Here is a 25,999-nt window from a genome sequence, read left to right as displayed (position 1 = left end):
CGGGGTAGTCAGACCGCGGGGGTGCGGAGGACCGGGGAGAGGGCCTCGAGGACCGCAGGGTCCTCGATCGTCGCCGGCACGGTCGGCGTCCTGCCGTCGGCCATCTCCCGCATCGTCTTGCGCAAGATCTTGCCCGAACGGGTCTTGGGGAGGCCGGCCACGATGTCGACCTGGTGCAGGGCGGCCACGGCGCCGACCTCACCCCGGACGCGGGCGACGAGCTCCCGCTTGATGCGGTCGCCGTCGGCCACGGCGTCGATGCCGGACTTCAGCACGACCAGCGCCCAGGGCACCTGTCCCTTGAGGTCGTCGTGGACCCCGATGACAGCGCACTCGGCGACCGCCTCGTGGCCGGCGAGTGCCGCCTCGAGGGATCCCGTCGAGAGCCGGTGCCCCGCGACGTTGAGGACGTCGTCGGTGCGCCCCATGACGTACAGGTAGCCGTCCTCGTCGAGGTAGCCCCCGTCGCCGGTGAGGTAGTAGCCGGGGTAGGCCGACAGGTAGGAGCTGACGTAGCGGTCGTCGTCGCCCCAGAGCGTCGGGAGCGTGCCGGGCGGCATCGGCAGCCGAATGCAGATGGCGCCCTCGACCTCGGGCTCGACCGGCTCCCCCATGCCGTCGAGCACCTGGACGTCGTAGCCGGGCACGGCCACGGTGGGCGATCCAGCCTTGATCGGCAGGAGCCCGATCCCCCTGGGATTGGAGGCGATCGGCCAGCCGGTCTCGGTCTGCCACCAGTTGTCGATGACGGGCTTGCCCAGCGCGACCGAGGCCCACTGGTAGGTGTCGGGGTCGAGCCGCTCCCCCGCGAGGAAGAGCGCCCGGAAGTGTGAGAGGTCGTGCCCGGCCAGCTTGGACGCGGTCGGGTCCTCCTTCTTGATGGCGCGGAAGGCCGTGGGGGCGGTGAAGAGGCAGACCGCGTCGTACTCCGCGATGACGCGCCAGAACGCGCCGGCGTCCGGGGTGCCGACCGGCTTGCCCTCGTAGAGCACCGTCGTCGCCCCGGTGAGCAGCGGCGCGTAGACGATGTAGGAGTGGCCGACGACCCAGCCGACGTCGCTCGCCGTGAACATCGTCTCGCCCGGTGCGACGTCGTAGATGTTGGCCATCGACCAGCGCAGCGCGACCGCGTAGCCACCGCTGTCGCGGTAGATGCCCTTCGGCTTACCCGTGGTGCCCGAGGTGTAGAGGATGTAGAGCGGGTCGGTGGCCGCCACGGTGACGCACTCGGCTCCCTGGGCAGCCGCCTCGCCCGCCTCGAAGTCGGCCCAGTCGATGTCGCGCTCGCCGAGCTCGGCCTGCTCCTGCTCGCGCTGCAGGATGACGCAGTGCTCGGGCTGGTGCTCCGAGCGCCGGATCGCCTCGTCGAGGAACGGCTTGTACGGCACGACGCGGCTCGGCTCGACGCCGCACGAGGCGGAGAGCACGACCTTCGGCGCTGCGTCGTCGATGCGGGCGGCCAGCTCCTGGGGCGCGAAACCGCCGAAGACGACGGAGTGGACGGCGCCGATGCGGGCGCACGCGAGCATCGCGATGACGGCCTCGGGCACCATCGGCAGGTAGATGACGACGCGGTCACCCTTGCCGACGCCGAGACCGCGCAGGCCGCCGGCCACCGCGCGCACCCGCTCCAGCAGGACGGCATACGTCAGCGTGTTCTTCGTGCCCGTGACCGGGGAGTCGTAGTGGATCGCGGCCTGCCCCCCGCGGCCGGCCGCCACGTGGCGGTCGACAGCGTTGAAGCAGACGTTGAGCTCGGCATCCGGGTACCACCGATAGAAGGGCGGCCTCGAGTCGTCGAGGATCCGCGTCGGCGGGGTCACCCAGTCGATCCCCTCGGCAGCGTCGCGCCAGAAGCCCTCCCGGTCGCGCAGGCTGGCGTCGTAGGTGCTCTGGTATGCCGCAGCAGCGCCCTCGCTCATGGGCTCACTGTGCCGCCGGTGGGGCCATCGCGCCAGAGTCCGTGCGCCGAGGTGACGCATCTGACAGCCGAGCGGTCGAGATCGCCACGCACATGGCGGCGGCGACGAGGCAGAGCGCGCCGGCGACGTACCACGCGAGGTCGTAGGTGCCGAGCTGGTCGCGTACGAGGCCGGCACCGAGAGCCGCGGCTGCCGCGCCGAGCTGGTGCGAGGCGAAGACCCACCCGAAGACGATCGGGGCCCGCTCGCCGTAGGCGCTGCGGCACAGGGCCAGGGTCGGGGGCACCGTCGCCACCCAGTCGAGGCCGTAGAAGAGGACGAATGCCAGCATGTTGACGTGCATCGAGTCGCTGAAGAGAGCGGGCAGCAGGAAGAGTGAGCCGCCGCGCAGGGTGTAGTACGCCGCGAGCAGGATCCGCGGGTCGACCCGGTCGGTGAGCCAGCCCGAGAATACGGTCCCGACGATGTCGAAGATGCCCACGAGCGCGAGCAGGCCCGCCGCCGTCGTCGTCGGCATGCCGTGGTCGTGGGCGGCGGGGATGAAGTGGGTGCCGACGAGTCCGTTCGTGGACGCACCGCACACCGCGAAGCTGCCGGCCAGGAGCCAGAAGACCTTGGTGCGCGCCGCGGCGCGAAGCGTCGTCAGGGCCAGGTGCGCCGGGTGGCCGGTGGGTCGGGGCGGGCGTCCGACGAGCGTGCCCGCCGGCGCCCCGTATGCCGTGGTGCCGAGGACGCTCGGGTGGTCGTGCAGCTTCCAGACCACGAGCGGCACGACCGCGAGGGCTGCGGCGGAGGTGGCGATCGCAGCCGTGCGCCAGCCGTGGTTGTCAGCCAGCCAGGCGAGCACGGGCAGGAAGACCAGCTGGCCGGTCGCACCGGCTGCCGTCAGCACGCCGGTGACGAGGCCGCGGCGCTCGACGAACCAGCGGCCCGTCACGGTCGCGACGAGGCTCATCGCCATTGCGCCCGTGCCGAGCCCCACGACCACACCCCAGCAGAGCACGAGCTGCCACGACGCCGTCATCCAGACCGGCAGGAGGGAGCCGATGCTGACGAGCAGCAGGGCGAAGGCGATGACCCGCTGGATGCCCAGGCGCTCCATGAGGGCGGCCGAGAAGGGTGCGGCCAGCCCGAACAGGACGAGGTTGACCGACACCGCTCCTCCGATGACGCCCATGGGCCAGCCGAACTCCTCGTGGAGCGGCGTCATGAGGACGCCGGGCGTCGATCGGAAGCCGGCGGCGCCGATGATCGTCAGGAACGTGACGACGGCGACCCACCACGCCGGGTGCACCCGTCGAAGGGCCGTCACGCGTCGGGTCGGCGGTGCGTCGTCCGGTAGGTCGTTGCGGCGGTCGGTCAGGCTCATGCGGACCAGCGTGGCGGGTGGTCGCCGCGCGAACGAGTGGCCAGAAGGACGTGATGTGCAAGAATCTGGCCATGCCGCCCGCACCCAGGCCTCCGCACCGGGTCGCCGTCCTCGCCCTCGACGGCGTGGTCGCCTTCGAGCTCGGACTGCCGCACCGCTTCTTCTGCTCGAGCGCCCTCGACCCGGGGTGGCCGGGCCGGTTGACCGGGGAACCCGCTCCCTATGAGGTGTCGATGTGCACCCTCGACGACGGGCCGGTGCTGACGTCAGCCGGCTACGCCGCGCTGCCGACGCACCCGAACTCCGTTGTCGCGCAGGCTGACACAATCGTGGTCCCGGGCATCACGAACACCGACATCGTCCGGCTGGGAACGCTGCCAGCCGAGCTGGTCCAGCTGGCAGGCACTGCGCGACCGGACGCCCGATGGGTCTCGATCTGCACGGGGGCCTTCGTGCTGGCCGGGCTCGGCATGCTCGACGGACGCGAGGCGACCACTCACTGGGTGTACGAGGACCTCTTCCGCCGCCACTTCCCCGCCGTCGCCCTCGACCCCGCCGTGCTCTACGTCGACCACGGCGACGTCCTCACCTCGGCCGGCAACGCGGCGGGCATCGACCTGCTGCTCCACGTGCTGCGCACCGACCTCGGCACCGAGGCGGCCAACCGGGTGGCGCGCGGCGCCGTCGTGGCCCCGTGGCGACCGGGTGGCCAGGCCCAGTTCATCGAACGGCCGGTCCCCGACGAGCCCCAGGCAGGGACCGGCACCACGCGCGCGTGGGTGCTCGAGTGCCTCGACCAGCCGATGACCCTGACCGACATGGCCCGTCACGCCGGGATGAGCGTGCGCACCTTCACCCGACGCTTCCGGGAGGAGACCGGCGAGACGGCCGGCACCTGGCTCGTGCACGTCAGGGTCGAGCGGGCTCGACAGCTGCTGGAGACCACCGACCTGCCCGTCGACCGGGTCGCCGCCGCAGCGGGTTTCGGCAGCAGCGCGTCGCTGCGCCAGCACCTCTCAGCCGCTGTCGGGCTCTCGCCCCTCGCCTACCGCCGCACCTACCGCGCCGAGCCGGCCTGAGCCTGCGCGACGGCATACGCGCTCGGTCAGGTGGCGAGCGGCAGGTGCGGGTGGTTCGACGAACGTCCTTGGAAGGACAGGATGGCGGGGTTCTGCACCACCCCGTTGCGGATCTCGATGGACCGCCGGATCGTGCGGTCCGCGTCCCAGGCCACAGGTCCGCCCATGACCGTCGGCAGGAAGGGCAGCAGGGCCTCGCTGATCTCCCAGGTCGCGGCGTCCCAGAGGTAGGAGGGGCTGTGGTCGACGGCGTAGTAGAGCACGTGGTCACCCACCGTGAACGTGGGCTCGACGAACGTCGTCGGCCTCGCCCAACTGAAACCCATGCCCAGGTCGCACGACACGTCGATGATGAGGCTGCCCGGCGCCATCCGCTTGAGGTCGTCCTCGGTCATGAAGGTCAGGGGCGCGTCAGTGTCCTGCAGCACGCAGTTGACGACGATGTCGTGCTCGGTGAGGAACTCGCCGAGGACCACCGGCCCGTGCTCGGTCACCGCGTGGCTGACCCGCGGCGTCGAGTCGTCGGCGTCCTGCGTGTCGAAGTGCACGATGCGGGCGGTGTGGATAGGCGCGGCGACCGCGGCCCGGTACCGGTGCGTGAGCACGTCGACCTCGCCGACTCCCAAGGAGTTCAGGGCCGTCACGGCGCCACGCGCGGTGGCACCGAAGCCGATGACGACGGCACGTCGGTGGGGACCGTAGTGACCGGTGATGCCCGCGAGCTGCAGGGCGTGCAGCACTGAGCAGTAGCCGGCGAGCTCGTTGTTGCGGTGGAAGACGTGCAGGTTGAACGACCCGTCCGGCTTCCAGTAGTTCATGGCCTCGAAGGCAATCAGGGTCAGCTGGTGGTCGATGGCGACCTGGGTGAGCTCCGCGTCCTGGACGCAGTGCGGCCATCCCCACAGCACCTGCCCGGTCCGCAGCGCGGCGATGTCGTCCAGCAGCGGCTTCGGCGCGAGGATGACCTCGCACTCGCGCACCAGCTCCTCCCGGGTGCGGAAGCCACCCACGAAGCGGTCGAGCTGGTCGTCGGACACCCCGAACCGCTCGCCGTAGCCGTGCTCCACGAGGATGCCCTCGCCCAGCTCGGCCGGGATGCGGTCGAAGTGTCGGGGGTGCAACGGCAGCCGGTGCTCGTTCTCCTTGAGCGACCGACCCATGACGCCGAGACGGAGCTGGACCATGGGCGTACCTCCTGCAGGACCGCCCCGCGGACTGCCCGGTGAGGCGTCACCGCGCCCGGGGCCGACACCTGCAGCGTACGCGGCTCAGGCGGTCGAGGCGGCGAGTTGGCCGCACGCTCCGTCGATGTCCTGACCGCGGGTGTCGCGGATCGTCGTCGGGATGCCGTGGGCACGCAGCCGCTCGACGAAGTTCTGCTCGACGCCGGGGCGTGAGGCCGTCCACTTCGAGCCGGGCGTCGGGTTGAGCGGGATCGGGTTGACGTGCACCCATCCTTTGCCGCGGGCGGCCAGCTTCTCGCCGAGCAGGTCGGCCCGCCAGCCCTGGTCGTTGATGTCGCGGATCAGGGCGTACTCGATCGAGACCCGGCGGCCCGTCGCCTCGTAGTAGCGGTACGCGGCGTCGAGGGCTTCGTCCACCGACCAGCGGGTGTTGATCGGCACGAGCTCGTTGCGCAGCTCGTCGTCGGGGGCGTGCAACGACAGCGCCAGGGTCACCGGGATGCCCTCCGCGGTGAGCTTGTCGATGCCGGGCACGAGCCCGACCGTCGACATCGTCACGCCGCGGGCGGAGATCCCGAGGCCGTCGGGAGCAGGGTCCGTGAGGCGGCGGATGGCCCCGATCGACGCCTTGTAGTTGGCGAGGGCCTCCCCCATGCCCATGAAGACGACGTTGCTGACGCGCAGCGGCGCCTCCCGGTCGTCGTCTCCCCCACCGGCGAGCTCGCCGCGGCGCAGCGCCCGCGCTGCCCAGACGACCTGCTCGACGATCTCTCCCGCCGACATGTTGCGGGTCAGGCCCGCCTGGCCCGTGGCGCAGAACGGGCAGTTCATCCCGCACCCGGCCTGGCTCGAGATGCAGATCGTGACGCGGTTGGGGTAGCGCATGAGGACGGACTCGACGATGGCGCCGTCGTGCAGGCGCCACGCATACTTCATCGTCTGGCCGTCGTCGGCGACCCGCTGCACGACCGGCGTGAGCAGGGTCGGGAGCAGGTCGGCGACGAGCTGGGAGCGCACGGCCTTGGGCAGGTCGGTCATCTGCTCCGGGTCGTCCTCGAGCCGCTCGAAGTAGTGCGTCGAGAGCTGCTTGGCGCGGAACCCCTTGTGCCCCAGCGACTCGACGGCCTCCTTGCGCTCGGCCGGCGCGAGGTCGGCGAGGTGCCGCGGCGGCTTGCCCCGGCGGGGTGCCTGGAAGGTCAGCTGGCCGGGCTGCGGACGGGCGGTGGTCGGTTCGGGCAGCGCGACCGGCGTCGAGTCGGGCGCCGGCTCAGAGGCGGGGGCAGGGGTCTCAGTCATCTCCACCATTGTCTCAGGTGGAGTCAAAACGGGTCTGCCCCAGCGGCCCCGGTCAGGGGCGTATGCCGCCCTCCCGCAGCGGACGCCCGCGTCTCAGTCGCGCTGGGGCGACCGTTGCTCGGCCACGCCGTTGCCCCCGTCGACGACGAGCACCTGGCCGGTGACGTAGGACGACTCCCTGCTGGCGAAAAAGGCGATGGCGGCGGCCACCTCCTCGGGGCTGCCGGAGCGACCGAGTGGCGTCGCCCGCCCTTCCCGCGCCTCGTCGTCGGTCTGGGAGGCGGTGGCCACCCAGCCCGGCGCGACGGCGTTGACGGTGGTGCCGTGGGCACCCTCGTCGACGGCGATGGCCCGGGTGAGCCCGACGAGTGCCGCCTTGGCGGTGGCATAGGCGACCTCGGCGCGCATCGCCATCGCCGCCCCGGTGACGCTGCTGACGATGACCAGCCGCCCCGCTCCGGACATGCGCAGGTGTGGCAGGGCGGCCCGGCTCACGAGGTAGGCGGTGTCGAGGTTGCGGGCCAGCGCGCGGCGCCAGCGCTCCGGGTCGGTGGCGGCCAGGTCGCCGCCGTGGGTGTCGGGGTCGGCGCCGCTCGTCATGCCCGCGTTGTTGACCACGACGTCGACCCGTCCGTGCTCGCTCAGGCAGGCGTCGACGAGCGCCTCGGCCACGGCCTCGTCCGTCAGGTCGCCCACGTGGGCCGACGCCGTGATGCCCTCCTGGCGCAGCTCGGCCACGCGGTCGTGGACGCGGTCGGTCGTGGCGGCGAGCACCACGGCGGCCCCGAGCCGGCCGAGCAGCCGTGCGGTGGCCAGCCCGATTCCGGTGGGGCTGCCGGCGCCCGTGACGATCGCGACCCGGCCGGTCTGGCCGAACGGCGGCCCGACAGGGCTGCTCGCCGGGCCGGGCACCGGGTCGTTCACGGGTTCAGCCCGGACACCGTCAGACCGGCTTGGCGGCGAGCAGGGTGAGCACTGCCCACACGATCGGCGCGACGACGACCAGCGAGTCGAGACGGTCCATGATGCCGCCGTGGCCGGGGAGGACGTTGGACATGTCCTTGATCCCGAGGTCGCGCTTGATGAGCGACTCCATCAGGTCGCCCACGGTGGCGGCCACGGCCACTCCGACCCCGAGCGCGATGCCGATGACCCACGAGTGGTCGAGCAGCAGGTGCACCGTGATCGAGCCGCCGAGGACGCAGAGCACCACGGAGCCGGCGAAGCCCTCCCAGGACTTCTTGGGACTGATGCTCGGCGCCATGGGGTGCCTGCCGAAGAGGACGCCCGCGGCGTAGCCACCGACGTCGCTACAGACCGTCGTGATGAGGAAGACGAACATCCGGCCCACCCCGTCCTCTGGGGCAAGCAGCAGCGCGGCGAAACCGACGAGGAAGGTCGGGTAGGTCGAGACGAAGACGCCACCGAGCACGTCTCTCCCCGCGCCCCCGAGTCGTCCGGTGCCGCGCCAGAGCACGACGGCGAGACAGGTGAGTGACCACGCGACGACGAGCCCGGCCGGGCCGTGGACGTAGGCGGCCCAGAGCATCCCCACCATGCCGGCGAGCGGGGGCACGAGCGGGGCCTGCACCTCTGCGTGGCGCAGGGCCGCCCGGAGCTCCCAGATGCCGATGCCCACGGCGACCGCCACGACGGGAAGGAAGACCACCTTCCAGATGAGCAGGCTGGCCACGATGACGACGCCCAGGCCGAGCCCGACCCCGATCGCGGCCGGCAGGTTGCGGCCCGCACGGCTCTGCTTCTTCTCGAGCACCTCCTCCGGGGGGAGGCCGGCGAACTCGTCGAGCGTCGGGTCGTAGGGCACGGGCTCCAGCGGCCCGTGCCCGTCGTCGGCGGCCTCGATGGAGGGTCCGGGCTCCACGGGGTCCGACGGGGAGTCAGTCGTCATCATCGGTCGAGCAACGAGGTCAGACCTCGAGCAGCTCGGTCTCCTTGGCCTTGACGAGCCCGTCGACGAGGTCGGTGTGCTTCTTCGTCAGGCCGTCGAGCTCCTTCTCGGCGCGCGAGCCGTCGTCCTCGCCGACCTCGCCGTCCTTGACGAGCTTGTCGAGGTCGGTCTTGGCCTTGCGCCGGATGTTGCGCACCGAGACGCGCGCCTCCTCGGCCTTGTGGTGCGCCAGCTTGATGTACTCGCGGCGGCGCTCCTCGGTCAGCTCGGGCATGACGCACCGGATCTGGTTGCCGTCGCTGCTCGGGTTGACCCCGAGGTCCGAGTCACGGATGGAACGCTCGATGGCCTGCATCGCCGACTTGTCGAAGGGGATGACCAGGATGGTGCGCGGCTCGGGGTTCTGGAAGGACGCGAGCTGCTGCAGGGGGGTGGGGGCGCCGTAGTACTCGACCGTCAGCTTGTTGAACAGTCCCGGGTTGGCGCGACCGGTACGGATGCCCGCGAAGTCCTCCTTGAGGACCTCGACGGCCTTGTCCATCTTCTCCTCGGCCTCGAACATCGTCTCTTCGATCATGGCTCTCTGGCTTCCTCGTCCCTCGTTCGTGGGCTGGTTCGTCTGCTGCTGGTGCTTCTGGGGCTCGGCCCGGGCGCGGCCGGACGCCTGGCGTGCTCAGGCGTTGGTGACGAGCGTGCCGATCCTCTCACCGAGCAGGGCCCGCGTGATGTTTCCCGGGCCTTCCATGCCGAAGACGACCATGGGGAGCTTGTTCTCCATGCAGAGGCTGAAGGCGGCCGCGTCGACCACGCGCAGGCCCTCGACGATCGCGTCGTTGAAGGTGATGGTGTCGAGCTTCTTCGCGTCGGGGTTCGTGCGCGGGTCGGAGTCGTAGACGCCGTCGACGCCGTTCTTGGCGATGAGCACGGCGTCGCACTTGATCTCGAGGGCGCGCTGGGCGCTGACGGTGTCGGTGGAGAAGAACGGCATACCGGCGCCGGCGCCGAAGATCACGACGCGCTTCTTCTCGAGGTGGCGGATGGCGCGGCGAGGGATGTAGGGCTCGGCGACCTGCTGCATCGCGATCGCGGACTGGACGCGCGTCTCGATGCCCTCCTTCTCGAGGAAGTCCTGCAGGGCGAGGCAGTTCATCACGGTGCCGAGCATGCCCATGTAGTCGGCTCGCGTGCGGTCCATGCCGCGCTGCTGGAGCTCCGCGCCGCGGAAGAAGTTGCCGCCGCCGATGACGACGGCGACCTCGACGCCACCGCGCACGGCGTCGGCGATCTGCTTGGCGATGCCGGAGACCACGGCCGGGTCGAGGCCGATGCGGCCGCCCCCGAACACCTCACCGGAGAGCTTGAGAAGGACCCGATGGAAGGGGGTCGTCGGGGCGTCGGTCATGGCGCAGGGCCTCCTCGTGGGCAGCGTGCCGGCGGTCGGTCGATCTTTCCACATCCCACGGCCATCGACCGCATCGAGTGGTCGCCGCGGGCTTCAGGCTGCGATGACGTCCGGGAGCGCTGCAGCGAGCCGCGCGTAGTCGTCCTCGTCGTTGTACGGGGCTGCGGCCAGCCGGAGGTAGCCGCGGCCGTCGAACGACACCGGCGGGACGACGAAGCCCGCGGCATGGAGGCGCTGCCAGAGGGCCTCGGCGTCCTCGGTCGTCGTCGCGACGCCGTCCGGCAGGCTGACAAGCCGCAGGCAGGGAGCGGAGGGTATGCCGCCGTGCGGGCTCTCGGTGCCCAGTGCCGCCCGCACGAGCTCGGCGCCGGACACGAGCAGGTCTGCGTTGCGCTGGACCTGGCTCCACCCGCCGAGGGCCGCCCACGCGGCGAGCCCGTCGGGCACGGTCACCCACGCGGAGTGGTCGACCGTGCCCTGCAGGTCGAAGCGCTCGGGGTAGGGCAGCCCGTGGCTCCACGAGGTGACGAGGGGGCGCATCGCCTCCCGGTGCTCGGGCGCGACCCACAGCGTCGCGGCGGCTCGCGGGGTGTAGGCCCACTTGTGCAGGTTGCCCGCCCAGAACGCGACCGCGAGCGCCTCGATGTCGACCCCCGGGAGCGCACCGGGCACGTGGGCCGCGTCGACGAGCACCGGGACGGGCGCGACGGCGGCAGCCACCCGCGCCACGGGCAGCACGAGCGCGGTCGGTGAGGTGATGTGGTCGATGACGACCAGGCGCGTGCGGTCGGTCACGGCTGCGGTGAACGCCGCGACCACCTCCTCCGGGTCGCTGTCGACGGCGAACCGGGCGGTGCGCAGGGTGGCACCCCGGGCCTCGGCGGACCAGCCGGCGGTGAGGTAGCCGTGGCTGCTGACGACGACGTCGTCGCCCGACCCGACGTCCAGGCCCTGGAGTACGACGCCGACCGCCTCGGTGACGTTCCGGAGCAGGGCCGTCGAGTCGGCGGGCACGCCGAGGAAGGCCGCCGCCTGCTCCCGAGCGTGCGCCAGGGCGGCGGGCAGCTCGTCTCGGAAGGCGCGCATCGGCGCGCCCTCGATGCGGGTCCGAGCCCGGTCCTGGGCCTCGCAGACCGCCCGCGGCACGGCCCCGAAGGCGCCGTGGTTGAGGTGGGTCAGGGCCGGGTCGAGCTCGAACAGCTCGGCGATGTCACGACGCACCCGGCCATCCTGCCTCAGGGGGTGTGCCCGCGCGCCAGCAGGTCGGGGCACCGCGCTGCCTCTGCCTGCTCCAGTGGCGCGACGTCCAGGGACGCCTCACGGGCCCGGCCGAGATTCCACGACAGGGCGTCCTCACGATCAGCGCGCGCCGCGATCACCGACGGAAGCACGATGCAGGCCGAGACGTCCCGGCGCAGTCGCGCGACGATCGTCGGGGTGGCGTCGGGGCCCAACGACCGCAGGTAGGCCGCGTCGAGGGAGCCGGTCGCGGCATAGCGGTCGAGGTTGCGCTGGGCGACCCAGGCCTCGGGGTCGGCGAGGCCACCCACGAGCACGATGGCGGCGGCTGACACGAGCGCCGCCCGCGGCAGCCACCACCCCGAGAGCCGGACTCCGGCAACGAGCACCAGCACGACGAGCAGGCCGAGCCACAGCTCGAACGCGTCGACGAGGACCCGGAGCACGGTGAAGCCGTAGGCCTGCTGGTAGAGATCCATCCGGTGCAGGGCCGACCCGACGACGACGAGGGTCAACGTGCAGAGGCAGCCGAGCGTCGCGCGCAGGACGAGGCGTTCGCGAGCCGTCGACCGGGGCGCCTTGCGCACTGCCAGCGCGACAGTGGCGAGGGTGAGCACGGTGGCGGTCGTGAGCTGGCCGAAGCCCTGGTGGACGTACTCCGCATACGTCAGCCGGGTGGTGCGCTGGACGTAGTCGTGGCCACCGAACAGGGCCGCGGCCTGTGCCACGACGAACGCCAGGAAGAGGGCGACCACGAGACCGACGGGGACCACCCACTCCCACAGGCGGGCCAGCGGACGGCCCTCGGAGAGCGTGACGCGTTCGACTTGCGGGGGGTTGAGCGCCACGTAGGTGGCCGCGAGCAGCGCTCCTCCCATCACGAAGCCGACGAAGGTCCGGAGGGTCAGGCCCTCCCAGCCGAAGTGGGGCACCAGGGACTGGGTCCACGAGCCGAAGACGGCGTCACCGGACGCGAAGAGCCCGCCGAAGACGACGAGCGCCACGACCGAGACCGCCGCGGTGCGCACGACCGGCCAGAGCACGCTGATCCGGCTCGTCACGGCGACGGTGCGACCGAGCAGGGGCAGCCCTCGCACGGCCGCGAGGGGCCAGGACACGACCCCGGCGAGCATCGGCACCAGCCGCCTGGCGTCGGTGAGCGCGGTGGTCAGCACGACGATGCCGAGGAGCACGGCGAGGACCGTCAGCCACTCCGCCGCCCTGAGCACAGACAGCGAGGCGAGGCCGACGCACAGCACGCTGCTGAGGAGCGCCCACGGGGTCGACCGGTACCTCGTGGTGCGCCAGAGCACCACACCACCTGCGAGGAGCACGCCGAAGAGCGCGAGGCCGATGCCGCGGTAGGGAAGCACGACGGCGGACACGACGCCGACCCCGAGGCACAGGAGCAGCAGGCGGACCTGCGGCGCGAGTCCGGCCTCCGGCCACAGGTCGCCGAAGAGCGAGTCGATGACAGGCTTGGGCGCACCGACCGGCACGCCGGCGTATGCCGCCCGCTGCGGCCCTGCGCCGGCGCTCACAGAGGCGGTGGTGGGCTCGGGGCCTGCTACTGCCGCGGCTGGTGTGGGCACGGGGGCTCCCTCGATGTGGGTCTCGGTATCGGTGGTGGTGTCGGTGGTGGTGTCGGTGGTGGTGTCGGTGGTGGTCTCGGTGCTGGTGTGGGAGTCGGTGCTGGTTTTGAAGTGGGTCTCGGCGTCCGGGGCCGCGAGGGCGCCGGCGTCCGGAATGTTCGTCGGGTGGGGGGACCGCGGGAGCACGGCCCGCAGCCGGGCGCCCCGCTCCCCCGGCGGCGGCGCCACTGCGGCGATGGAGCCGCCGTGCAGCTCGCAGACCCAGCTCGCGATGGCGAGCCCGATGCCGGTGCCACCGCCGGCGTCGTCGCCCGAGCCGAACCGGTCGAAGACCCGGTGGACCTGGTCGGCGGGGATGCCGGGGCCCTCGTCGGCCACCATGAGCCACCACCGGTCAGAGCCCTCGGCGCCCGCGCTGACGGTGACACGCCCCCCGGGTGGGCTGTGCCGGTCCGCGTTGTCGAGCAGGTTGGCGAGGATCTGGGCCAGTCGCGCCGCGTCCGCGGTGACGTGCAGTTCCGGCGGCACGTCGACGACGTGCACGGTGCCGCGCCGCGAGACGCCGGCCTCCGCCACGGCGTCCGCGACGAGCCGACGGACGTCGACGGTCGCGAGCGCGAGCGGCGTGCGGCCGCCGTCGACGCGGCTGAGGTCGAGCAGGTCACCGACGAGCGTGCCCAGGCGCTCGGCCTGGGCCAGCGCGGTGCGCAGCACGGCGTCGTCGGGACGCACCACTCCGTCCACCAGGTTCTCGAGCAGTGCCTGCTGGGCGGCGAGCGGGGTGCGCAGCTCGTGCGAGACGGTCGCCACGAGCTGGCGCCGCTGCTGGTCGGCCCCGGCGAGGTCGGCGGCCATGGTGTTGAAGGCGTCGGCGAGCACTCCGACCTCGTCGGAGGAGGTCGCGGTAACGCGCCGGGAGTAGTCGCCGGTCGCCATCCGGGAGGCCGCAGCGGTCATCTCGCGCAGCGGTGAGGTCATGCCGCGGGCCAGCCACTGGGTGACTCCCAGGGCGGCGGCGATGGTGACCGGGAGCGTGAGCCAGCCGGGCACCCCGGCCCGGTCGCCGATCACGGACACGAGTGACGCGGCGACGATGCTCGCCGCGACGAGCAGACCGAGCTTGGCCTTGACCGACCGGATGCCGTCGAGCGGCCGGTCCGCGTTCACGACTCGTCGCGCTCGTGGTCGACCGCGCCGGTCTCGAGGGCGTAGCCGACGCCGTGGACGGTCCGCACGCGGGTAGGCCCGACCTTGGCTCGCAACGACTTCACGTGGCTGTCGAGCGTGCGGGTGCCGCCGGCGTCGGCCCAGCCCCACACCTCGCGCATCAGCTCGTCCCGCCCACGTACGGCCCCCGCCTCGGTGGCGAGGGCGAGCAGCAGGTCGAACTCCAGCGGGGTCAGGTGGACCTCGCTCCCCCTCGCCGTGACCCGCCGTGACCCACGGTCGACCGAGAGGTCGCCGAACTTCAGCACGGGCGGGTGCTCCGCGGCGAGCGCCCGAGCGCGCTCCACGCGGCGCAGGAGGGCACGGATCCGGGCGACGACCTCGCGCATCCGGAAGGGCTTGGTCACGTAGTCGTCAGCGCCGACCCCGAGACCGACGAGCACGTCGGTCTCGTCGGCTCGAGCGGTGAGCATGAGCACCGGCACCGGCCGATCGCCCTGGATGCGCCGGCAGACCTCGAGCCCGTCGAAGCCTGGCAGCATGAGGTCGAGGACCACGAGGTCCGGCGCGTGCTCGCTGTGCGCCGCCACGGCACTCGGCCCGTCGTAGGCTTGGAAGACCCGAAAGCCTTCTGCCACAAGGCGGTCGGTGACTGCTTGGTTGATCGTCGGGTCGTCTTCGACGACGAGCAGCGTCGGAGCGGTGGCGCTCGACGACGGTGCGGCATACCCCTGGTTCATGTCCCTGAGCCTAGGAGCGGCCCCGGGAGCGGCGAGGGTGCGACGTGTGGAGATCGTGTGAAGGCCGCAACGGCCGCACCAGCACGTACAGCCCAGCTCAGCCGGCCCTGAGCCACCGGCCGAGGAGTCGGGTCACGAACGGCAGGAAGACGTAGGTCATCCACGGCGTCGCGACGAGGGTCGAGACGAGGACCCGCAGGACCACGGGCCAGTCCGCGCTGACGGGCGACAGGAGGTAGGTCAACGCCAGGCTCGTGGGGAAGAAGGCGACCCAGATGATGCTCGCCTGCTTCCAGCGCGGCGGCGCGGAGGCGACCGGCTCGCTCACCGACGACGACGTGGGCTCGTCGAACCAGCCCTCGATGCCGGTGCGGTACTCCGTGCGGCGGTGCTCGACGAGGTCCGCCGCCGACCGCAGCCACCGCAGCCGCTCGGGCGAGCACTCCCAGGCGTCGAGGTGCCCCCGCGAGTCGAAGCGGTAGAGCATGTGCCAGTCCTCCGCGCCCGAACGCATCCAGCCGGCGCCGAGGAAGCCCTCGAAGCGCTCCGCCATCGACGTGCCGGCGTGGACCCACGCCTGCATGAGCAGCTCGTCCTCGGGGGCGACCCGCCGGGTGATCGAGACGGTCAGGGGTCCGTCTACCTCTACGGCGCCGCGCGCGTCGTCGGACGCGGTGGCCGGCGTGGGCGTCGGCGTGGGGCTTGGCGTGCTCATGCGGGCTCCTCGTGCGGGGCTGGCCGACCGAAAGTCGGCCCGGACGCGACGATGCCGGCCGCCCCGACGGGGGCGACCGGCATACGTCGTCGTGATGCGCGGGTCGTGCGCTACGAGTGGTGCAGCGGGGTCAGGACCTCACTGGCCGACGCGGAAGCGCGCGAAGGACGTCGCCGTGGCGCCGCCCTCCTCGAGCACCTTGCCGACGGTCTTCTTGGCGTCCTTGGCGAAGGCCTGCTCGAGCAGGACGTTCTCCTTGAAGAAGCCGTTGACGCGACCCTCGATGATGCGGGGCAGGGCAGCCTCGGGCTTGCCCTCCTCCTTGGCCGTGGCCTCGGCGACGCGACGCTCGTTCTCGACCGTCTCGGCCGGGACCTCCTCGCGCGACAGCACCGTGGGGCTGAACGCGGCGATGTGCATCGCGACGTCGCGGCCAACCGTGTCGTCGCCGCCCTGCAGGGCGACGAGGACACCGATCTGCGCAGGCAGGTCGGGGCTCGTCTTGTGCAGGTAGGACACGACCTTCTCGCCCTCGAGGCGGGCCACGCGGCGGATCTCGATCTTCTCGCCGATCGTCGCGTTGGCCCCGTCGAGCAGCTCCTGGACCGTCTTGCCGTCCTCGAGCGTGCTCTTGAGCAGCTCGTCGGCGCTCGTCGCGCCGGACGTCGCGGCCTGCGCGAGCACCTGGTCGGCCAGGGCGATGAACTTCTCACCCTTGGCGACGAAGTCCGTCTCGCAGTTGACCTCGACGAGGGTGCCGACGCCGTCGCCGGCCTGGGCGGCGACGAGGCCGTTGGAGGCCGAGCGGCCCTCGCGCTTCGTGACGCCCTTGAGGCCCTTGACCCGAAGGATCTCGACGGCCTTGGCGCGGTCGCCGTCGGACTCGTCGAGCGCCTTCTTGACGTCCATCATGCCGGCGCCGGTCTGCTCGCGCAGCGCCTTGATGTCAGCGGCGGTGTAGTTCGCCATGCTCTGTATCGCTCTTTTCGTCAGTGGAGATTGACTCGTGTGTCAGCGGGATCGGGCGAGGAAGCCGTCAGGCCTGCTCGGCACCGGCCGTCGCCTCGACGGACCCCTCAGCGGGAGCCTCGGTGGCCTCGGTGGACTCGGTGGACTCGGTCGCCTCGTCGCCAGCGGGGGCCTCGGCGGCAGCCGGAGCCTCTGTCGCCTCGGCGGCCGGGGCGCCCTCAGCGGCCGGGGCGCCCTCAGCGGCCGGGGCCTCGGAGGTGGCCGCCGCGTCCGCGTAGAGCTCGCGCTCCCACTCGGCGAGGGGCTCCTCGGCCTGCGCGTCGGCGCCGGACTTGCCGGACGAGCGCTGGACCAGGCCCTCGGCCACGGCGTCGGCGATGACCCGGGTCAGCAGCGTGACGGAGCGGATCGCGTCGTCGTTGCCGGGGATCTTGTAGTCGACCTCGTCGGGGTCGCAGTTCGTGTCGAGGATCGCGATGACCGGCAGGCCGAGCTTGCGCGCCTCGTCGACGGCGAGGTGCTCCTTCTTGGTGTCGACGATCCAGACTGCCGACGGGACCTTGGACATCGTGCGGATGCCGCCGAGGGTCTTGTCGAGCTTGTCCTTCTCGCGCTTGAAGATGAGCATCTCCTTCTTCGTGTAGCCCGAGCCGGCCACGTCGTCGAAGTTCAGCTCCTCGAGCTCCTTGAGGCGCGTGAGGCGCTTGGAGATCGTCTGGAAGTTGGTGAGCATGCCACCGAGCCAGCGGTGGTTGACGTACGGCATGCCGACGCGCGTCGCCTGCTCGGCGATGGGCTCCTGGGCCTGCTTCTTGGTGCCGACGAAGAGGATGCTGCCGCCGTGGGCGACGGTCTCCTTGACGAACTCGTACGCGTTGTTGATGTACGTCAGCGACTGCTGCAGGTCGATGATGTAGATGCCGTTGCGCTCGGTCATGATGAAGCGCTTCATCTTGGGGTTCCAGCGACGGGTCTGGTGCCCGAAGTGGACGCCGCTCTCGAGGAGCTGGCGCATGGTGACGACGGCCATTGCCGTGTTCTCCCTTGTGTCGTTTGTTGTCAGTTGTGCGTGGGCGTCGTCGCTCGCCGGGTACGTGGAACAGTGACCCGACGGTCGGCGTACGACCTCACTCCTGGCGCCTGACGCACCCCGCCCCGCCCTGCAAGGAGTGGGGACTGCCGTGGTGCGACCCGGTCCGGCGGACCGGCAGAAGACGCGCGAATTACGGTCCGCGTGACGAGCACACGGGACCGCCGACCATCGTACGTCCTGACCCGGGTTGCGGGGAAATCGCGGCGACCCGTCACAATGGCCCGCATGGCGCACTGGTTGGAGACCATCCCGGCCTTCGTCGTCCTCACCGTCGTGCTCTTCCTTCCCGGGTGGCTGGTGGTGCGCGCCCTGGGTGCGCGAGGGCTCGAGGCGCTGGCCGTCTCCCCGGCCGTCTCGACCGGCCTCATCGCCGTCTTCGCCACGCTCGCGCAGCGGGCCGGCGTGAGGTGGGGACTGCTTCCGCTGGCCGTCGTCACGGCCGTGGCCGCGGGCGCGACGTGGGCCGGGATGCGGGTGTTCGGCCGGCACGACCCCCACCTGGGCGGGGCTCGCCGCCTCTTCGGTCGTCCCCGGCCGGACGCCGTCGTGGCCATCGCCATCGGCGCCGTCCTGGCCCTCGGGACGATCCTTCCCGCGATCGGCCGCCCCGACGAGCTGGTCGACTCCCCCGACGCCGTCTACCACCTCAGCCGGATCAAGACCTTCCTCGAGACCGGCAACTTCTCGATCGCGAACCCGTCCTTCTACCCCAACGGCTTCCACTCGTGGGTTGCGACGAGCCTGCTGCCCGGCGTGGCCGGCGTGCTACCGGGCACCAACGTCGCAACCATCGTGCTCGCCGCCCTCGTGTGGCCCATCGGGTGCGTCGCGCTGGTGCGCCATGCGCTCGGCACGTCCCGCCTCGTCGCGTATGCCGCAGGGTTCGCCTCCGCGGCGTTCATCGCCTTCCCGAGCATGCTCCTCGGGTGGGGGGTGCTCTGGCCCAACCTCATGGCGACGGCGCTCACTCCGGGCGCCCTGGCCCTGATGCTCCAGGCCGCCCGCTCCCGCCGCGTCGGCCAGTGGCTGGGTTTCGTCGCCGCGATGCCGGGGCTCGCGCTCATCCAACCCAACGCCCTCGTCGCGCTCGTGCTCTTCGCGCTCGTCTGGTTCGTCACCGCCCGGCTGCGGGCGGGCCAGCTCAACCACGTCTCGTGGTCGGTGGTGGCCCGGGACCTGGCTCTGGTCGCCGTCGTCGCGGCCGTCGGGCTGGTGGCCGCGCCGGTCGTGTCGGCCCAGCTGGCCTCGACCCAGTCCTACGAGTGGAAGGACCGCGTGCCGGTGTGGACGGCACTGGTCGAGGTCGTCGGCGGCAGGCTCCAGCTGCCCGACGTCCTGTGGGGACTGCTGTTGCTCATCGCCGTCGGCATCGGGTGGATCTGCCTGCGCGCTCGGGCCGCGCTGCCCGTCGTCGCGATGTGGGCCGCGTGCGTCGTCCTCTTCGTCCTGGCCGCGTCCTCGACGATGTCGTGGACCTCGCTCGTGACCGGCTACTGGTACAACGACAAGGTGCGGCTGGCCTCCCTTGCGGCCGTACCCGGCGTCGTCCTCGTAGCCGCCGCCGCGCCCGCCGCGCGGGAGCTGCTGCGCAAGGTGCCCGGCCTCGGGTCACACCCCGCCGTCGTCGGAGTCCTCGCGGTGCTCGTGATCCCGGTCCTGACGCTGGGAGTGAGCGGCGGCGCACGCCACCAGATGCTCACGAGCTTCTTCCGGCCCAGCGCCCCGGATCGCGTCATCGCCTCACTCGAGTCGCAGGACTCCCTACGACGGCTGGCCGCCCTGGTCCCCGCCGGACAGGGCGTCGTCGGTCGCCCCGAGAACGGCTCGCCCCTGATGTGGCCCCTCTTCGGCACCAACACCCTCTACCGCTCCATCCCGATCCCGACCACGGACGACGAGGTCGTCATCGGCACCGGCTTCAACGACATGGCACACCGCCCGGACGTCTGTGCGGCCCTCGCCCGCCATGACATCCGGTGGGCCATCGACTCGAACCACGTCTACTGGCTCGACCGGCCGGAACGCTCGTCCGGCCTCCAGGACCTCGCACACGTCGGCGGCGTCCAGCCCGTGCGCACCGACGGCGACTACACCCTCTACCGTGTGACCGGCTGCGGGCTGGGAGCCGCGGGACCCTCCTGAGCCGGCCGCACGGCATACGTCCTCGGCGGAGGAAGGGCTCCGGCACGTCCCTGCCCCGGCCCGTGGCTACGCTCGGGCCATGAGCTCGCCGTTGATCTCCCGCCTGCGCCCCTTCGGCACCACGATCTTCGCGGAGATGTCTGCGCTGGCCACGCGGACGGGGAGCATCAACCTCGGACAGGGCTTCCCCGATACCGACGGTCCCCGCCTGATGCTCGAGGCCGCGAAGGCCGCGATCGACGCCGGGCGCAACCAGTACCCGCCTGGCCCCGGCGTCCCGGAGCTGCTCGAGGCGGTGGCCGCCCACCAGGAGCGCTTCTACGGCTTGGCGCTCGACCCGGCCTCGCAGGTCCTCGTCACCGCCGGCGCGACCGAGGCCATCGCGTCGGTCGTCCTCGCCCTCTGCGAGCCGGGCGACGAGGTCGTCACCTTCGAGCCGTACTACGACTCGTATGCCGCCACGATCGCCCTCGCGGGCGCCACCCGCCGCACGTCCGTGCTGCGCTTCCCCGACTTCGCGGTCGACGAGGCCTCACTCCGGGCGGCCTTCAGCTCGCGCACCCGCCTCGTGCTCCTCAACACCCCGCACAACCCCACGGGCAAGGTCTTCACGCGCGGCGAGCTCGAGCTCGTCGCGGCCCTGGCCCGCGAGCACGACGCGTGGGTGGTCACCGACGAGGTCTACGAGCACCTCGTCTTCGACGACGCCGAGCACGTGCCGATGGCGACGCTGCCGGGGATGGCGGACCGCACCATCACGATCAGCTCGGCCGGCAAGACGTTCTCTGCCACGGGCTGGAAGGTGGGCTGGCTCGCGGGGCCGGCGGAGGCGGTCGCGGCGGCGCGTACCGTGAAGCAGTTCCTCACCTTCGTCGCGTCGGGCCCCTTCCAGCCGGCCGTCGCGCTGGCGCTCGGGCTCGGCGACGAGGTGTATGCCGGTCTGCGCGGCTCGCTGCAGGCCAAGCGGGACCTGCTCTGCTCGGCGCTCGAGGCGTCCGGCCTCCGAGTCGCCCGGCCTGCGGGCACCTACTTCGTCATCGCGGACGCCGCTCCGCTCGGCGCCGTCGACGGGCTGGAGTTCGCGCGCCGGCTGCCCGAGGTGGCCGGCGTGGTCGGGGTGCCGGTCTCCGTCTTCCACGACGACCAGGAGGCGGCCCGCACGCTGGTCCGGTTCGCGTTCTGCAAGAAGGACGAGGTCCTGCTCGAGGCGGCCCGCCGGCTTGCCGCCGTCGGCGCCAGTCCAGCAGGTTGAGCGGGTAGAGCAGGTAGAGCCCGGGCTGAGGCGGCCGACTGCGCCATTGCGTGCGTGTTCGTCGGCGCGTCCACACCCTCCGGCGCACGGCGTTGCTCGTCCACAGGCAGGGCCGCAGGCGCGCCCCGGGAACGCGCAGAGCACGAGCATGGCGTCATGTCGATCGGTGCAGCACTCCTGGGCGCCGTCCTGGCCACCGCGTCGGTGCCCGGGGCCGGAGTCGTCCCCGCCCTGTTCACCGGCGTCACGTCGGCGGCTGGCCAGACGGTGGCGCACCCCTCCACTCCAGGGCGCTGGGCGTGGCCGCTCGACCCGATACCCGAGGTCGTGCGCCGCTTCGACCCACCCGACCAGCCGTGGCTGCCGGGGCACCGAGGCGTTGACCTCGAAGCCTCCGCCGGCCAGCCCGTCCTCGCGCCGGCGGACGGGCGCATCGCGTGGGCCGGCGTCGTCGCCGGCAAGCCCGTGGTGGTCGTGTCGCACGAGGACGGCCTGAGAAGCACCTTCGAGCCGGTCGGGGCCGCACCGCCGGTGGGCACCGCGGTTACCCGTGGCGAAGCCGTCGGCCAGGTGACGCCGACGCCCGGACACTGCGCACCGAGGACGTGCCTGCACTGGGGCGTGCTGCGGGGGCGGAACTACCTCGACCCGCTGTCCTTCGTCGGCCGCGCGCGGGTCGTCCTGCTCCCCCTGCGGTAGCGCTCCTCCGGCGTGGCTGCACCCCGACGAGGCATCACGCCCGGGGGTGTGCTTGCTCGTAGCTTCGCCGCAGCCGGTCGACCGACACGTGTGTGTAGATCTGGGTCGTCGCGAGACTGGCATGGCCGAGGATCTCCTGGACCATGCGCAGGTCAGCGCCCCCCTCGAGCAGGTGCGTGGCGGCACTGTGCCGCAGGCCGTGCGGGCCGAGGTCCGGCGCGTCGGGCAGGTGCGAGAGCAGCTCGTGCACGGCGGAGCGCACCTGCCGGGCGTCGACCCGGCGTCCGCGACGCCCCAGGAAGAGGGCCGGGCCGGAGTGCTCTGTGACGAGACGGGGGCGAACCGACAGCCAGGCCTCGATGGCGCGAGCGGCCGGGGCTCCGAAAGGCACCAGCCGCTCCTTGGCGCCCTTGCCCATGACGCGCACCACGCCCTGCGCCAGGTCGACGTCGTCGATGTCGAGGGCTGCGAGCTCACCGACACGGATGCCACTGGCGTAGAGCAGCTCGAGCACCGCCCTGTCGCGGACGTGGATCGGATCCGCGTCGTCGGCGCGGGTGGCGGCGAGGTCGAGCATCTCGCTGGCCTCTCCCTGGCGCAGGACGCCCGGGAGCGTGGCGTGCCGTTTCGGCGCCACGAGTCGCAGCGACGGGTCGATGGGGATGCGGCCGGTGTGCTCGGCCCAGCGCAGGAAGGTGCGGGCAGAGGCGGCTCGGCGGGCGATGGTCGCCCGCGCAGCGCCTGCATCGGCTTGGACACCGAGCCACGCGCGCAGGTCACCGATGCGCAGGTCCGCGATGTCGTCGATGCCGCGCCCGTCGGCGAAGGCGAGCAGGTGGCGGACGTCCCCGAGGTACGCGCGCCGCGTGTGGACCGACCGGCCGCGCTCGGCGCCGAGGTGACGGGAGTACGCGTGCAGCAGCTCCGCATGCCGCTCGAGCACGTCCGAGTGCTCCTGTTGGCCTTGCTGCACAGCCCCCGCCACATCCGTCACTCCCGCACCATCGCAAAGCGGCGCCGGCATGGCAAGCGGCTGGCCGGCGTGACGGCTCTCGAGTCCGGGAGAGTCACCCCGCCGCGGCACGGCGTGACTGGGGGCGCTTGCGCCACGTGCCGGCCGACTCCACCACGAGGCCCATCCGCTCGAGCCGGCCGAGGGCCGCCCGGACCGCGAGGGGCGGGTGCGCGACCGAGCGGACGATCGCGTCCAGCGTGACCCCGGAGCGGAACGGCACCGACTCCAGCACCGACGCGTCGAGCGGCGGGAGGTCGTCGTCGGCACGCACCGGGCCGCGAGCCGGCTCGCACGCGTCGTCGCCGAGGTCGCCCACGAGGTCGATCACCTCCTCCGCGCTGGTCACGAGCAGCGCCCGACAGTCGCGGATCTCCTGGTGGCAGCCGGAGGAGGTCATGGAGGTGACCGGACCGGGGACGGCCCCGACGTGGCGACCCGCGTCGATCGCGTGCTTGACGGTGTTGCGCGACCCGGACCGCAGGTCCGCCTCGACGACGACCGTGCCGCGGGTCATCCCGGCGATGAGCCGGTTGCGCGCCAGGAACCGCGACCTCATCGGTGCCGACCCGGGCGCCACCTCCGACACGACGAGACCGTCGCGGGCGATGCGCGCGATCAGGGCGGCGTGCGCCGAGGGATAGGGACGCTCCACCCCACCGGCCAGCACCGCCACGGTGGCGCCCTCGACGGCGAGCGCCCCTCGGTGGGCGCTGCCGTCGATCCCGAAGGCGGCACCGGACACGACCGCCCAGCCCCGTTGCGCGACACCGGCCGCGATGTCGGCGGCGACCTGCTCGCCGTAGCCGGTGGCGCTGCGCGACCCGACGATCGCGACCGAGCGCTCGACCGTCTCGGCGAGGTCGAGAGGCCCCCGCACCCACAGGCAGTAGGGCGGCACAGGGATCTCCCCCAGCCGCTCCGGCCACTCGCCGTCGCCGGGCACGACGACCCGGGCGCCGACCTTGGCAGCGATGTCGAGGTCGCGCTCCGTGTCGAGCGCCGCGAGTCTCGCCGCGAAACGAGCGAGGGTCCCCTGGCCGCGGCGGATGCGCTCCACCGTCTCGACCGCCCCGAGCTCCTCGACGAGGCCGGGCACCTCCTTGTCGCACGGCTCGGCAAGCCTGGAGAGGGCTGCTCGAGCGAACCGGTCAGCATCCACCGTCCACCTCCTGGGTCTCGTCGTTGGACTCGTCATGGCCGGTGGGCCGTCGAGGATTCCCTGGTCGCCGTGGTCGACGGGTCACGCCGCGACTCCCGCCCGGTGGCGCAGCGACAGGGCGAGGTCGACCTCTTCGCGGCCGGGCCGTGGAAGGCCCATGACGTCGGCGATCGTCCAGGCGCAGCGCAGGGTCCGGTCGTAGCCGCGCAGGCTCAGCGTCCCGCTCTCGAGAGCGCGGTCGAGGGTCGTGGTGACCGGCGCCGGCAGACGCCAGGGACGGCCGCGCAGGACCGAGCCCGGCACGTCGGCATTGACGCCGCGCCGTCGCTCGAGCACCTCACGCCAGCGCTCCCCCTGCGCCGCTCGCGCCCCCGCCACCCGCGCAGCCACCTCCGCCGTCGACTCGCCGGTGGGTGCCCCTGCCATCGAGAGGCCCGGGGGCTGCACGTGGACCTGGAGGTCGACCCGGTCGAGCAGAGGACCGCTCAGCTTGCCGAAGTAGGCGCGGCGCATCAGCGGCGTGCACGTGCAGTCGAGGCCCTTGCCCCAGCCGTTGCCGCACGGACAGGGGTTGGCGGCCAGGACGAGCTGGAAGCGCGCGGGGAAGGTGACGGTGTCGTTGGCGCGGGCGATGGAGACCGCCCCCGACTCGAGCGGGGTGCGCAGCGACTGAAGCACCCCCTTGTCGAACTCCGGCGTCTCGTCGAGGAAGAGGACGCCGCGATGGGCCTGCGTGATCGCGCCGGGCCGGATCCGACCCGACCCGCCGCCGATCACCGCGGCCTGCGAGGCGCCGTGGTGCGGCGCGACGAACGGGGGCCGTGAGATGAGGCGCACGTCCTCGCCGGCGCCCAGCGCGCCGAGGACCGAGTGGATCGCCGTCACCTCCATCGACTCCGCCTCGTCGAGCGCCGGCAGCAGCCCGGGGAGCCGCTCGGCGAGCATCGTCTTGCCCGCCCCCGGCGGACCGGCGAGGAGCAGGTGGTGCCCACCGGCCGCCGCGATCTCGAGCGCGAGCTTCGCATCGGCCTGGCCGACGACCTCGCTGAGGTCGCGTCCCGCCACGGGTGTGGGTGGCACGACGAGCGGGACCGGCACGTCGTCCACGGCCCGCCCCTTGGCCAGTGCGCTGTAGCGACGCACGAGCTCGGGGACGTCGGCCACAGGGTGCACCCGGACGTCCGACACGAGTCGGGCCTCGCCGGCGTTGGCGACAGGGACGACGACGTGACGCACGCCGACCATGGCAGCCGCGCGCACGAGGGGCAGCACCCCGGGAACCGCACGGACGGTGCCGTCGAGACCCACCTCGCCGATGTGCACGACGTCGCGCACGACGCCGGTCGGCACGAGGCGCATCGCCGCGGCCACCGCGACGAAGATCGCGAGGTCGAAGCCCGTGCCGATCTTGCGCTCCCCCGCCGGGGACAGGTTGACCGTTACCCGTCGCTGGCTCACCGCCATCTCCTCAATGAGGCCGGCAGCCGCCTTGATGCGGTCGGACGACTGCTTGACCGCCGAGTCACCCAGCCCGCTGATCGCGAAGCCCGGCAGACCGGGCGCCACGTGCGCCTCCACGTCGACGACGAAGCCGGCGACCCCGCGAAGTCCCACCGACCGCGTGCGCCCGAGCCCCTGTCCCATCAGCACACCCCGCGCAGGTGCTCGAGGCTGGCCGGCCCCGTGTGGGGCCGCAGGATGGAGATGACGTCGATGCGCAGGGCCAGGCCGCGGGCCAGCTCGTCGTGGTCGTCCTTCCAGAGCCCGGCGAGCCTGCGCAAGCGGCGCTGCTTGGTCCACGTCACCGCTTCGAACGGCGCGCCGAAGGCGTCGCTCGTGCGGGTCTTGACCTCGCAGACGACGAGCTCCGTGCCCTCGACGGCGACGACGTCGATCTCGCCGCGGACGCACCGCCAGTTGCGGTCGAGGATGGTCAGGCCCTGCGTCAGCAGGTAGCGGCACGCGAGGTGTTCGCCGTAGTCGCCCAGGGCGCGGGTGGAGAGGTCCATGCGAGACAGCCTCGCGGCACGGACTCGGGCTGGACAGCGTCAGCGCG

At 72.3% G+C, this 25,999-nt stretch carries 22 protein-coding genes; 4 read left to right on the top strand and 18 right to left on the bottom strand.

Annotated features, from left to right (window positions below; genetic code table 11):
- Positions 1-8: 8 nt before the first annotated feature.
- Both AC3WRT_RS01600 and AC3WRT_RS01595 read right to left on the bottom strand, forming a co-directional pair.
- Positions 9-1,922: an AMP-binding protein gene (locus tag AC3WRT_RS01600; protein WP_492718293.1), complete on the bottom strand. Its 1,914-nt coding sequence runs from the start codon at positions 1,920-1,922 to the stop codon at positions 9-11.
- A 4-nt stretch (positions 1,923-1,926) separates the two neighbouring features.
- Positions 1,927-3,291: an MFS transporter gene (locus AC3WRT_RS01595; protein WP_492718291.1), complete on the bottom strand. Its 1,365-nt coding sequence runs from the start codon at positions 3,289-3,291 to the stop codon at positions 1,927-1,929.
- Between the two features lie 71 nt (positions 3,292-3,362).
- Here AC3WRT_RS01595 and AC3WRT_RS01590 point away from each other — a divergent pair, with 71 nt between their 5' ends.
- Positions 3,363-4,370, top strand: coding sequence for a GlxA family transcriptional regulator (locus tag AC3WRT_RS01590; RefSeq protein ID WP_492718289.1), 1,008 nt, complete (start codon positions 3,363-3,365; stop codon positions 4,368-4,370).
- 26 nt (positions 4,371-4,396) lie between these two features.
- On the opposite strand, the gene AC3WRT_RS01585 is transcribed toward AC3WRT_RS01590, so the two are convergent.
- The 12 genes from AC3WRT_RS01585 to rpsB all read right to left on the bottom strand — a co-directional run bounded on the left by AC3WRT_RS01585 (position 4,397) and on the right by rpsB (position 17,613).
- A complete protein-coding gene (locus tag AC3WRT_RS01585; protein WP_492718287.1) occupies positions 4,397-5,554 on the bottom strand; it encodes a N(5)-(carboxyethyl)ornithine synthase in 1,158 nt (385 codons plus the stop codon).
- Between the two features lie 84 nt (positions 5,555-5,638).
- Positions 5,639-6,850 carry a dual-specificity RNA methyltransferase RlmN gene (rlmN, locus tag AC3WRT_RS01580; protein ID WP_492718284.1) on the bottom strand — a complete coding sequence of 404 codons (1,212 nt, stop codon included), beginning with the start codon at positions 6,848-6,850 and terminating at the stop codon, positions 5,639-5,641.
- A gap of 93 nt (positions 6,851-6,943) precedes the next feature.
- Complete coding sequence (locus AC3WRT_RS01575; protein ID WP_492718282.1) at positions 6,944-7,774, bottom strand: SDR family NAD(P)-dependent oxidoreductase; 831 nt, start codon at positions 7,772-7,774, stop codon at positions 6,944-6,946.
- 19 nt (positions 7,775-7,793) lie between these two features.
- On the bottom strand, positions 7,794-8,762 hold the full coding sequence (locus tag AC3WRT_RS01570; protein ID WP_492718280.1) for a phosphatidate cytidylyltransferase: 969 nt from the start codon (positions 8,760-8,762) through the stop codon (positions 7,794-7,796).
- Positions 8,763-8,778: 16 nt separating this feature from the next.
- Positions 8,779-9,336, bottom strand: coding sequence for a ribosome recycling factor (gene frr / locus AC3WRT_RS01565; RefSeq protein WP_492718278.1), 558 nt, complete (start codon positions 9,334-9,336; stop codon positions 8,779-8,781).
- 96 nt (positions 9,337-9,432) lie between these two features.
- Entirely contained in the window at positions 9,433-10,161 is a 729-nt protein-coding gene (pyrH, locus tag AC3WRT_RS01560) for a UMP kinase (protein WP_492718274.1), read from the bottom strand.
- 93 nt (positions 10,162-10,254) lie between these two features.
- The gene (locus AC3WRT_RS01555; protein WP_492718271.1) at positions 10,255-11,382 is read right to left on the bottom strand and encodes an aminotransferase class V-fold PLP-dependent enzyme; all 1,128 of its coding nucleotides are present in this window, start codon (positions 11,380-11,382) and stop codon (positions 10,255-10,257) included.
- A 14-nt stretch (positions 11,383-11,396) separates the two neighbouring features.
- A complete protein-coding gene (locus tag AC3WRT_RS01550; protein ID WP_492718269.1) occupies positions 11,397-14,159 on the bottom strand; it encodes a DUF4153 domain-containing protein in 2,763 nt (920 codons plus the stop codon).
- A complete protein-coding gene (locus tag AC3WRT_RS01545; protein WP_492718267.1) occupies positions 14,156-14,899 on the bottom strand; it encodes a response regulator in 744 nt (247 codons plus the stop codon). The genes AC3WRT_RS01550 and AC3WRT_RS01545 overlap by 4 nt, the downstream gene beginning before the upstream one ends.
- Before the next feature lie 97 nt (positions 14,900-14,996).
- Positions 14,997-15,614 carry an antibiotic biosynthesis monooxygenase gene (locus AC3WRT_RS01540; protein WP_492718264.1) on the bottom strand — a complete coding sequence of 206 codons (618 nt, stop codon included), beginning with the start codon at positions 15,612-15,614 and terminating at the stop codon, positions 14,997-14,999.
- Positions 15,615-15,752: 138 nt separating this feature from the next.
- The gene (gene tsf, locus AC3WRT_RS01535; protein WP_492718261.1) at positions 15,753-16,583 is read right to left on the bottom strand and encodes a translation elongation factor Ts; all 831 of its coding nucleotides are present in this window, start codon (positions 16,581-16,583) and stop codon (positions 15,753-15,755) included.
- 67 nt (positions 16,584-16,650) lie between these two features.
- On the bottom strand, positions 16,651-17,613 hold the full coding sequence (rpsB, locus tag AC3WRT_RS01530) for a 30S ribosomal protein S2 (RefSeq protein ID WP_492718259.1): 963 nt from the start codon (positions 17,611-17,613) through the stop codon (positions 16,651-16,653).
- 288 nt (positions 17,614-17,901) lie between these two features.
- Here rpsB and AC3WRT_RS01525 point away from each other — a divergent pair, with 288 nt between their 5' ends.
- The 3 genes from AC3WRT_RS01525 to AC3WRT_RS01515 all read left to right on the top strand — a co-directional run bounded on the left by AC3WRT_RS01525 (position 17,902) and on the right by AC3WRT_RS01515 (position 21,769).
- The gene (locus AC3WRT_RS01525) at positions 17,902-19,818 is read left to right on the top strand and encodes a DUF6541 family protein (protein WP_492718255.1); all 1,917 of its coding nucleotides are present in this window, start codon (positions 17,902-17,904) and stop codon (positions 19,816-19,818) included.
- A gap of 79 nt (positions 19,819-19,897) precedes the next feature.
- Positions 19,898-21,070, top strand: a complete 1,173-nt coding sequence (locus AC3WRT_RS01520; RefSeq protein WP_492718253.1) for a pyridoxal phosphate-dependent aminotransferase — start codon at positions 19,898-19,900, stop codon at positions 21,068-21,070.
- A gap of 156 nt (positions 21,071-21,226) precedes the next feature.
- Entirely contained in the window at positions 21,227-21,769 is a 543-nt protein-coding gene (locus AC3WRT_RS01515) for a peptidoglycan DD-metalloendopeptidase family protein (RefSeq protein WP_492718251.1), read from the top strand.
- Between the two features lie 34 nt (positions 21,770-21,803).
- Here the strand turns inward: AC3WRT_RS01515 and AC3WRT_RS01510 are convergent, their stop codons facing one another.
- The 4 genes from AC3WRT_RS01510 to AC3WRT_RS01495 form a co-directional block, all read right to left on the bottom strand.
- Entirely contained in the window at positions 21,804-22,742 is a 939-nt protein-coding gene (locus tag AC3WRT_RS01510; RefSeq protein WP_492718247.1) for a tyrosine recombinase XerC, read from the bottom strand.
- Between the two features lie 94 nt (positions 22,743-22,836).
- The gene (dprA, locus tag AC3WRT_RS01505; protein WP_492718244.1) at positions 22,837-23,943 is read right to left on the bottom strand and encodes a DNA-processing protein DprA; all 1,107 of its coding nucleotides are present in this window, start codon (positions 23,941-23,943) and stop codon (positions 22,837-22,839) included.
- An 81-nt stretch (positions 23,944-24,024) separates the two neighbouring features.
- Positions 24,025-25,587, bottom strand: coding sequence for a YifB family Mg chelatase-like AAA ATPase (locus AC3WRT_RS01500; protein ID WP_492718240.1), 1,563 nt, complete (start codon positions 25,585-25,587; stop codon positions 24,025-24,027).
- A complete protein-coding gene (locus tag AC3WRT_RS01495; protein ID WP_492718237.1) occupies positions 25,587-25,952 on the bottom strand; it encodes a YraN family protein in 366 nt (121 codons plus the stop codon). The genes AC3WRT_RS01500 and AC3WRT_RS01495 overlap by 1 nt, the downstream gene beginning before the upstream one ends.
- Between the last annotated feature and the right edge of the window lie 47 nt (positions 25,953-25,999).

The sequence above is a fragment of the Terrabacter sp. FW104-15G4B genome, from assembly GCF_058790095.1.
This window is presented reverse-complemented; position numbering and strand designations above follow the sequence as displayed.